This window comes from Zoogloea sp., from assembly GCF_044344315.1.
Classification (GTDB): domain Bacteria; phylum Pseudomonadota; class Gammaproteobacteria; order Burkholderiales; family Rhodocyclaceae; genus Zoogloea.
The window spans coordinates 90,139-97,465 of the sequence record NZ_JBIJDC010000002.1; the positions used below are offsets into that span (position 1 = coordinate 90,139).

Annotated in this window: 10 protein-coding genes; 3 read left to right on the forward strand and 7 right to left on the reverse strand. The window is 63.1% G+C overall.

Annotated features, from left to right (window positions below; translation table 11 throughout):
• Positions 1-13: 13 nt before the first annotated feature.
• The 4 genes from ACIQ09_RS01045 to ACIQ09_RS01060 form a co-directional block, all read right to left on the reverse strand.
• Positions 14-979, reverse strand: a complete 966-nt coding sequence (locus tag ACIQ09_RS01045; RefSeq protein ID WP_398304768.1) for a beta-ketoacyl-ACP synthase III — start codon at positions 977-979, stop codon at positions 14-16.
• Complete coding sequence (gene plsX, locus ACIQ09_RS01050; RefSeq protein WP_398304772.1) at positions 976-1,989, reverse strand: phosphate acyltransferase PlsX; 1,014 nt, start codon at positions 1,987-1,989, stop codon at positions 976-978. The genes ACIQ09_RS01045 and plsX overlap by 4 nt, the downstream gene beginning before the upstream one ends.
• 78 nt (positions 1,990-2,067) lie before the next feature.
• Positions 2,068-2,247 carry a 50S ribosomal protein L32 gene (rpmF, locus tag ACIQ09_RS01055; protein WP_079435603.1) on the reverse strand — a complete coding sequence of 60 codons (180 nt, stop codon included), beginning with the start codon at positions 2,245-2,247 and terminating at the stop codon, positions 2,068-2,070.
• Between the two features lie 21 nt (positions 2,248-2,268).
• Entirely contained in the window at positions 2,269-2,745 is a 477-nt protein-coding gene (locus ACIQ09_RS01060) for a YceD family protein (protein ID WP_398304777.1), read from the reverse strand.
• A gap of 106 nt (positions 2,746-2,851) precedes the next feature.
• On the opposite strand from ACIQ09_RS01060, the gene ACIQ09_RS01065 reads away from it, so the two are divergent.
• Both ACIQ09_RS01065 and ACIQ09_RS01070 read left to right on the forward strand, forming a co-directional pair.
• Positions 2,852-3,427 (forward strand): Maf family protein, encoded by a 576-nt coding sequence (locus tag ACIQ09_RS01065; protein ID WP_398304780.1) that lies wholly within the window; start codon positions 2,852-2,854, stop codon positions 3,425-3,427.
• Positions 3,428-3,429: 2 nt separating this feature from the next.
• The gene (locus ACIQ09_RS01070) at positions 3,430-4,143 is read left to right on the forward strand and encodes an SAM-dependent methyltransferase (RefSeq protein ID WP_398304783.1); all 714 of its coding nucleotides are present in this window, start codon (positions 3,430-3,432) and stop codon (positions 4,141-4,143) included.
• 27 nt (positions 4,144-4,170) lie between these two features.
• On the opposite strand, the gene ACIQ09_RS01075 is transcribed toward ACIQ09_RS01070, so the two are convergent.
• From ACIQ09_RS01075 to ACIQ09_RS01085, 3 genes are read right to left on the reverse strand one after another with little or no spacing between them, the layout of a single operon-like run.
• Positions 4,171-4,497: a Rieske (2Fe-2S) protein gene (locus tag ACIQ09_RS01075; RefSeq protein ID WP_398304786.1), complete on the reverse strand. Its 327-nt coding sequence runs from the start codon at positions 4,495-4,497 to the stop codon at positions 4,171-4,173.
• Positions 4,494-5,150: an HAD-IA family hydrolase gene (locus tag ACIQ09_RS01080; protein WP_398304789.1), complete on the reverse strand. Its 657-nt coding sequence runs from the start codon at positions 5,148-5,150 to the stop codon at positions 4,494-4,496. The genes ACIQ09_RS01075 and ACIQ09_RS01080 overlap by 4 nt, the downstream gene beginning before the upstream one ends.
• Positions 5,143-6,099, reverse strand: a complete 957-nt coding sequence (locus ACIQ09_RS01085) for an RluA family pseudouridine synthase (RefSeq protein WP_398304792.1) — start codon at positions 6,097-6,099, stop codon at positions 5,143-5,145. The genes ACIQ09_RS01080 and ACIQ09_RS01085 overlap by 8 nt, the downstream gene beginning before the upstream one ends.
• A 545-nt stretch (positions 6,100-6,644) precedes the next feature.
• Here ACIQ09_RS01085 and ACIQ09_RS01090 point away from each other — a divergent pair.
• Positions 6,645-7,327 (forward strand): ribonuclease E/G (locus ACIQ09_RS01090; RefSeq protein ID WP_398304795.1); only part of this gene is annotated, 683 nt, incomplete at its 3' end.

Consider the following 7,327-nt stretch of genomic DNA (forward strand, 5'->3'; position numbering starts at 1 on the left):
GCGCAGAACCAGCTCAGAACTGGATTAGGGCAGCACCCCAGGCGAAGCCACCGCCAATCCCCTCAAGGATGACCTTGTGACCCGGCTGGATACGTCCATCACGCACGGCCAGATCCAGCGCCAGCGGGATCGATGCCGCCGAGGTGTTGCCATGCATGGCGACGGTAGCGATGACCTTGTCCATGGACAGGCCAAGACGCTTGCCAGTAGCCTGGATGATGCGGATGTTGGCCTGATGGGGAATCAGCCAATCCACCTCGTCGAGGCCAAGTCCACCCAGCGTGGCCACTTCACGCGCCACATCGGCCAGCACCTTGACGGCAAACTTGAACACAGCCTGCCCGTCCATGCGCAGGAAGGGGTCACCGGTGACTGCGCCGCAACTGACCTGGCCTGGCACACACAGGATTGGGTTGTGAGTGCCGTCAGCGTGCAGGGCCGAGGCCAGGATGCCGGGCGCCTCCGAGGCCTCCAGCACCACCGCACCGGCACCATCACCGAAGAGCACACAGGTGCCACGATCATTCCAGTCGAGGATGCGCGAGAACACTTCTGCGCCGACCACCAGCGCACGCTTGTGGCTTCCCGAGCGGATGAACTTCTCGGCGGCGGTCAGCGCATAGGCGAAGCCCGCGCATACCGCCTGCAGATCAAAGGCTGCCCCCCCGTTGCGGATGCCCAGCTTGGCCTGCAGCAGGGTCGCCGTACTCGGGAAGATATAGTCCGGCGTTGAAGTCGCGACGATGATCAGGTCAATGTCGGACGCCCGGCACCCAGCCGCCTCAATGGCCCGGATACTGGCCTCGTAGGCCAGTTGACTGGCGGTGACATCAGGTTCGGCAAGGTGACGGGAACGGATACCGGTACGCTCGGCGATCCACTCGTCGGAGGTATCGATCCCGCGCGCCACCAGATCGTCATTGGTCACCGGCTCGCCGGGGAGGTAGCTCCCGGTCCCGGCCACTCGTGCATAGATCATGCGGCAGACCTTTCGCGTTCCATGCGCTCGCTGATGCGCTCGATGAGTCGATTTCGGGCCGCCTCGGCCGCCCGCCAGATGGCCTGTTCAAAGGCAAAGGAATCAGCCGCCCCGTGGCTCTTCACCACCACACCACGCAGGCCGAGCAGGGCCGCACCGTTGTAGCGCCGGGAGTCCAGCTTGTGTTTGAAGCCCTTCAGGGCAGACATGGCGAAGACCGCTGCCAGCTTGGTCAGCCAGTTGCGTGAGAACTGCTCGCGCAGGAAGGTCGCCATCATCTGGGCCAGCCCCTCCGAGGTCTTCAGGGCCACATTACCGACGAAGCCATCACAAACGACCACATCGACAGTACCCTTGTAGATATCGTTGCCCTCGACATTACCGTAGAAGTTGAGACCGCTCTTGCGCAGCAACTCGCCGGCCTGCTTGACCGCTTCGTTACCCTTGATCTCTTCCTCGCCGATATTGAGAAGCCCTACGCTGGGGCGCTCGTTGTGCTCAACCGCCGCAACCAGCATGGCCCCCATGATGCCGAACTGGAGCAGATGCTCCGGCGTGCAATCCACGTTGGCTCCCAGATCAAGGACATGGGTCTGGCCACGCAGCGTCGGCAGGGTGCTGCAGATCGCGGGACGATCGATCCCGGGCAGCGTCTTGAGGACAAACCGGGAGATCGCCATCAGCGCCCCCGTATTGCCCGCCGACACCGCGGCCTGAGCCTCGCCAGACTTGACGAGATCCACAGCCACCCGCATCGAAGAGTCTTTTTTGTTGCGCATGGCCAGCGCAGGCGCTTCATCCATGCCAACCACTTCGGAGGCACGCTGGATGCGTAAACGCTCACCAAATTCGGCCAGGGCCGTCCCCAGGTGAGGCTCAATGGCCTCGGCGCGCCCGACCAGCACGATACGGGTATCGCGATCGACCCGCATGAAATGCAGGGCGGCGGGGACGGTCACCGAGGGGCCGTGATCGCCCCCCATACAGTCAATCGACAGGGTGACAGTCATTCGGCGCAGTGATATGGATACATGTATAAAAACGGCGCGAGCGCCCGAGGGCGCCGCGCCGCTTCCAGACCGGGGGGATTACTCGCCCTTGGCCTTGGCAACCTTCTTGCCACGATAGACGCCGGAGGGCGACACGTGGTGGCGCAGATGCACTTCACCGGTGGTCGGCTCGACGGCCAGCGGGGGCGCCACGAGGAAATCGTGGGAACGATGCATACCGCGCTTGGACGGGGACTTCTTGTTCTGTTGGACAGCCATGAAAAACTCCTTGAGGAATACTTAAACCTTGCCGCGCAACTGGCGCAGAACGGCGAAGGGCGAAATCTCTTCATCGTCGCCGGCTTTCACCGGCGGCTCGCAATCATCGTGACGCGGAACCAAGGGCAGGGACAGCAACAACTCGTCCTCAACCAAGGCGAGCAGATCGGTCAGCGGCTCTACCTCAAGGGCATCCACTTCGTCATTCTCCAGCTCGTCGTCCGGCAATGCGTCACCGGCGCGCAGCAAAAGAAGGCGATTACTGACTTCACATGGCCACACCAGAGCCTCAAGACAGCGCTGGCACTGCAAAACCAGATCTGCCCGGACCAACAATTCGACGTAGAGCTTGCCTCCGTCGTCCCGCTCGCCCTGAAACTCGAATTCCACCGACCCCACCGGCTCCAGCAAGGACTCAGCCAAACGGCCGAGACGCTCCACCGGCACCGCGCTCTGCACGCGACGTCCGTCTTTGGCTAACGCCCGCAGGTCAATCACGAAGCTTTCTTGCGACATAAGCGCGGCATGATATTATTTTCGGCTGCCTGTGTCAAAACTCTGCTACACCCCTCGCTCACCTCGTCGACACCCCTGAGCCCCATCCATGAAACTCGTCCTCGCCTCCACCTCGGCCTATCGCCGGGAACTGCTCGACCGCTTCGGCCTGCCCTTCGAGATCGCCCGCCCCGATATTGACGAATCCCCTCTGCCCGACGAAGCACCCCGGGCCACGGCCGAGCGCCTGGCCATCGGAAAGGCGAAAGCCGTGGCTGCACAGTTCGACGACGCGCTGATCATCGGCAGTGACCAGGTGGCCAGCATGGGCGAGCAGCGCTTCGGCAAGCCTGGCACACAGGAACGCGCCGTGGCGCAACTGCGGGCGATGAGTGGGCGCAGCGTGATTTTTGATACTGCACTGGCCGTGCTCAACAGCCGCAGCGGCCACATTCAGGTAGACGTCATCCCCACCGAAGTCCGTTTCCGCGCCCTGTCCGATGACGAGATCGTCCGCTACGTGGAGCGCGAGCGCCCCCTCGACTGTGCGGGCAGCGCAAAATCCGAAGGACTGGGGATCACCCTGCTCGACGCCCTGAGCGGCAACGACCCGAACGCACTGGTCGGCCTGCCCCTGATCGCTCTGGCACGCATGCTGCGCAACGAAGGCCTGACCCTGCCCTGACGATGCGTAAAGGCACCCTCTACCTGATCCCCGTCAGCCTCGGCCCCAGCCCCAGCAGCCTGACAACCCCCACAGACGTTGCGACCCGGGCGCGCAGCCTGAATTACTTTGTCGTCGAGAACGCCAAGACAGCCCGCGCCGAACTGAAACGACTGGAGCACCCGGCGCCGCTGCGCGATCTGGACATCCGGGAACTACCCGAAAAGCCTGGCGCAGCAGACCTGGACGGACTGCTTGCCCCCCTGCTCGCCGGCCTCGATGCCGGACTGATGTCGGAAGCCGGCTGCCCTGCAGTCGCAGACCCGGGCGCACTCCTAGTCCGACGCGCCCACGAAAAGGGCATCGCGGTTGTCCCGTTGGTCGGCCCCTCATCCCTGCTCCTGGCCCTGATGGCATCGGGGCTCAACGGACAGAGCTTCGCCTTTCACGGCTACCTCCCGGTCGATGAAGAGGCGCGCAACAAACGCATCCGCGAACTGGAAGCGGAGTCGGCACGCCACGCCCGCACCCAGCTGTTCATCGAAACGCCCTATCGCAACGAACGCATGTTCGAAGCCCTGCGCAACACCTGCCGGCCCGACACCCGCCTGTGCGTGGCCCGAGACCTGACCCTGGAGAGCGAATCGATCTCCACGCGCACCATCGCCGACTGGAAGCAGGCCTCACCCCCAGACCTGGCCCGGCGCCCCACGGTATTCCTGATCCTCGCGGCCTGAGTCCGCCCAACCGGCAGACGCGCCAGCTCACTCGACCAGATAGACCGCGCCGTCCCGCTCCTCGACCCGCAGCGGCACCAGGCGGGCACCACGACACGGCCCGGAAACACAGTAGCCCGTCTCCGGCTCGTACATGGCGCCGTGAGTCGCACAGATCACATACAAGCGGGAATCATCGAAGAACTTGCCGGGCAACCAGTCCAGCTCCACCGGCACATGGGCACAGCGATTGAGGTAGGCATGCACCCGCCCCTGAAAGCGCACGACGAAGGCCGGCTCCTCGCCAGTCACACGCGTCACGCTGAAGCGAACACCATCCTCCCCCTCGCGCACATCCTCCGACCTGCAGATCACGCATGCGCCTCCAGCCAGGCACGCAGCTCGGCAGGGGTGTGCACGCAGGCCAAAGGGGCCTCCGCAAGCAACTGCTCGACAGGATGCGCACCAAAACTGACCGCCAGCCCGGCCACCCCGGCATTCCTGGCCATCTGCAGGTCGTGGGTGGTGTCGCCGATCATCAGGGTGACGTCCCGCGCCACGCCCAATTCATCCATCAGCTCTTCGAGCATGGCCGGATGGGGTTTGGAGAAGCACTCATCGGCACAACGGGTGGCGTGGAAGAAGCGCCCCAAGCCCGAAAACTCAAGCGCACGCGCCAAACCCTTGCGACTCTTGCCGGTCGCCACGGCCAGGCTATAACCCTGCCCGTGGAGCGATTCGATCAGCGCATGGGTGCCTTCGAAAAGCGCAAGCTCATGATCACCTGACAGGTAATGATGGCGGTAACGCTCCACCATCGCCGGATAATCCTTCTCGGCCAGTTCCGGGACCGCATGCCGCAGCGCATCCACCAGGCCCAGACCAATGACGTGCCGCGCCCGCGCATCCGTCGGCACCGGTAGTCCCAGGTCGGCACTGGCCGCCTGGATGGCGCGGACGATGGCCGCCGCCGAATCCATCAGCGTGCCATCCCAGTCGAAGACGATCAGTTCAAAACGCTTAGCCATGCTCCCTCTCCCGGGTCTGCTCGACAAAGGCCACGAAGCCCTCCAGTTCGGCCGGCAGCGGCGCGGAGAGTTCAATCGTCTGGTCGGTCAACGGATGCCGGAACGCCAGCTTCGCGGCGTGCAGGAACATCCGCTTCAGCCCCTCCTTTTCGAGTTGCTTGTTCAGCGCGAAATCACCGTACTTGTCGTCGCCGCACAAAGGAAAGCCAAGATGGCTGAGATGGACGCGGATCTGGTGGGTCCGGCCGGTCTTCAGCTCCACCTCCACCAGACTGTAGCCATTCCAGCGTTTCACCAGCCGGACGATGCTATGCGCGGGCTTGCCCTCCGGATTCACGCTGACGCGGCGCTCCCCGTTTTCCAGCAGATACTTGTGCAGCGCCAGCCTGACGTGCTGCTGCTGATTAAGCCAGCGCCCCGCCACCATGGTCAGGTAACGCTTCTGTACCTTGCCGTCACGCATCATGTCATGGAGCACCGTGAGGGCACTGCGCTTCTTGGCGACGATCAGGAGGCCTGAAGTCTCGCGGTCGAGACGATGCACCAGCTCTAGGAACTTCGCCTCCGGGCGCTGACGGCGCAGCTGCTCGATGAGACCGAAACTGACGCCGCTCCCGCCGTGCACTGCCAGACCGGCAGGCTTGTCGAGGACAAGCAGGGCCTCGTCCTCAAAAACGATGTCAAAAGCCTTGCCCACCGGCACGGGCGCTGCCGCAGTCTTGTCCGCCAGGCGGATAGGGGGAATGCGCAGCTCGTCCCCCTCCTGCAGGCGGTAGGTCTGATCGACACGCCGGCTATTCACCCGCACCTCGCCACTGCGCAGGATGCGATAGATGTGGCTCTTGGGCACACCCTTGCATATCCGCACCAGGAAGTTGTCGATGCGCTGCCCCGCACTGCCTTCATCCACGCGGGTATGGCTTACTGCGGGAGCTTTACTCAAGGCCATCTTTTTGAAATATACTAATTAACGGTTTTTTCGGTCCTGATGCGTCGCGCTCACCTGCAGCTGTGTTGGCAGATTTCAACACCGGTCCGCGTCGTCCCAGAGCGACTCAACGCCTGGATATCCAGCGCCTTCACCGCTCCCGAGAAAATCACAGGAAGGTCCGTCGCCAGACAAAAAGAGGGCGATGGTACTGTATTCGACAATAAACTTGTACCAATTGCGCGTAGGCGCACACGCAGATTGACGGCCCTGAAACCGGGAGCCGCGAAGCACGCCAGGCAAGCAGGCCCGAGGTCGCAACGAGAGATGCCGTCGTACCCGTGAGTACGCCCCGTCCTCGAATGGCGAGACCAGGCGACGCAGCCAGCACTTCGCAGCCCCCCAGCGTATATCGCGGTTCAGGGTACAAAAGACGAATCCCGCCACCCACTTTAGTTTGTTTCCCCCCGATGAAGGATAGTCGCGAAAACGCCAAACTAAGTCACCGCAGTTAAGCGGGTGGCGCGCTTCGTCCTGCCCGTGTGCCGCGCGGGAGAAGAAGACGAATGAAGCGCATGCTCTTCAACGCGACGCAGGCCGAGGAACTCCGCGTTGCCATTGTTGACGGTCAAAAACTGATTGACCTCGACATTGAATCGGCCGCCAAGGAACAACGCAAAAGCAACATCTACAAAGCCGTCATCACGCGCATTGAGCCCAGCCTCGAAGCCGCGTTTGTCGACTACGGCGCCGAACGCCACGGCTTCCTGCCGTTCAAGGAAATTTCCCGCTCCTACTTCCAGCCCGGCGTGGAAGCCAGCCGTGCCTCCATCAAGGAAGCCCTCAAGGAAGGCCAGGAGCTGATCGTCCAGGTCGAGAAGGACGAACGGGGTAACAAGGGCGCAGCCCTGACCACCTTCGTTTCCCTGGCCGGCCGTTACCTGGTGCTGATGCCCAACAACCCCCGTGGCGGTGGCGTATCCCGTCGCGTCGAGGGTGACGAGCGTGCCGAGCTGCGTGACGTCATGGACCAGCTCGAAGTGCCCGGTGGCATGAGCCTGATCGCCCGTACCGCCGCCATCGGCCGCAACGCCGAAGAGCTGCAATGGGACTTGAACTACCTCTTGCAGCTGTGGCGCGCCATTGACGGCGCCGCCCAGTCCCAGGACGGCGCTTTCCTGATCTATCAGGAAGGCAGCCTGGTCATTCGCGCCATCCGCGACTACTTCCAGCCGGACATCGGCGAAAT

What these genes read in the sequence shown, in the direction of transcription:
- ACIQ09_RS01045 (WP_398304768.1), bottom strand. Translation starts at nt 979, where the DNA reads ATGATCTATGCACGAGTGGCCGGGACCGGGAGCTACCTCCCCGGCGAG.
- plsX (WP_398304772.1), bottom strand. Translation starts at nt 1,989, where the DNA reads ATGACTGTCACCCTGTCGATTGACTGTATGGGGGGCGATCACGGCCCC.
- rpmF (WP_079435603.1), bottom strand. Translation starts at nt 2,247, where the DNA reads ATGGCTGTCCAACAGAACAAGAAGTCCCCGTCCAAGCGCGGTATGCAT.
- ACIQ09_RS01065 (WP_398304780.1), top strand. Translation starts at nt 2,852, where the DNA reads ATGAAACTCGTCCTCGCCTCCACCTCGGCCTATCGCCGGGAACTGCTC.
- ACIQ09_RS01070 (WP_398304783.1), top strand. Translation starts at nt 3,430, where the DNA reads ATGCGTAAAGGCACCCTCTACCTGATCCCCGTCAGCCTCGGCCCCAGC.
- ACIQ09_RS01080 (WP_398304789.1), bottom strand. Translation starts at nt 5,150, where the DNA reads ATGGCTAAGCGTTTTGAACTGATCGTCTTCGACTGGGATGGCACGCTG.
- ACIQ09_RS01085 (WP_398304792.1), bottom strand. Translation starts at nt 6,099, where the DNA reads ATGGCCTTGAGTAAAGCTCCCGCAGTAAGCCATACCCGCGTGGATGAA.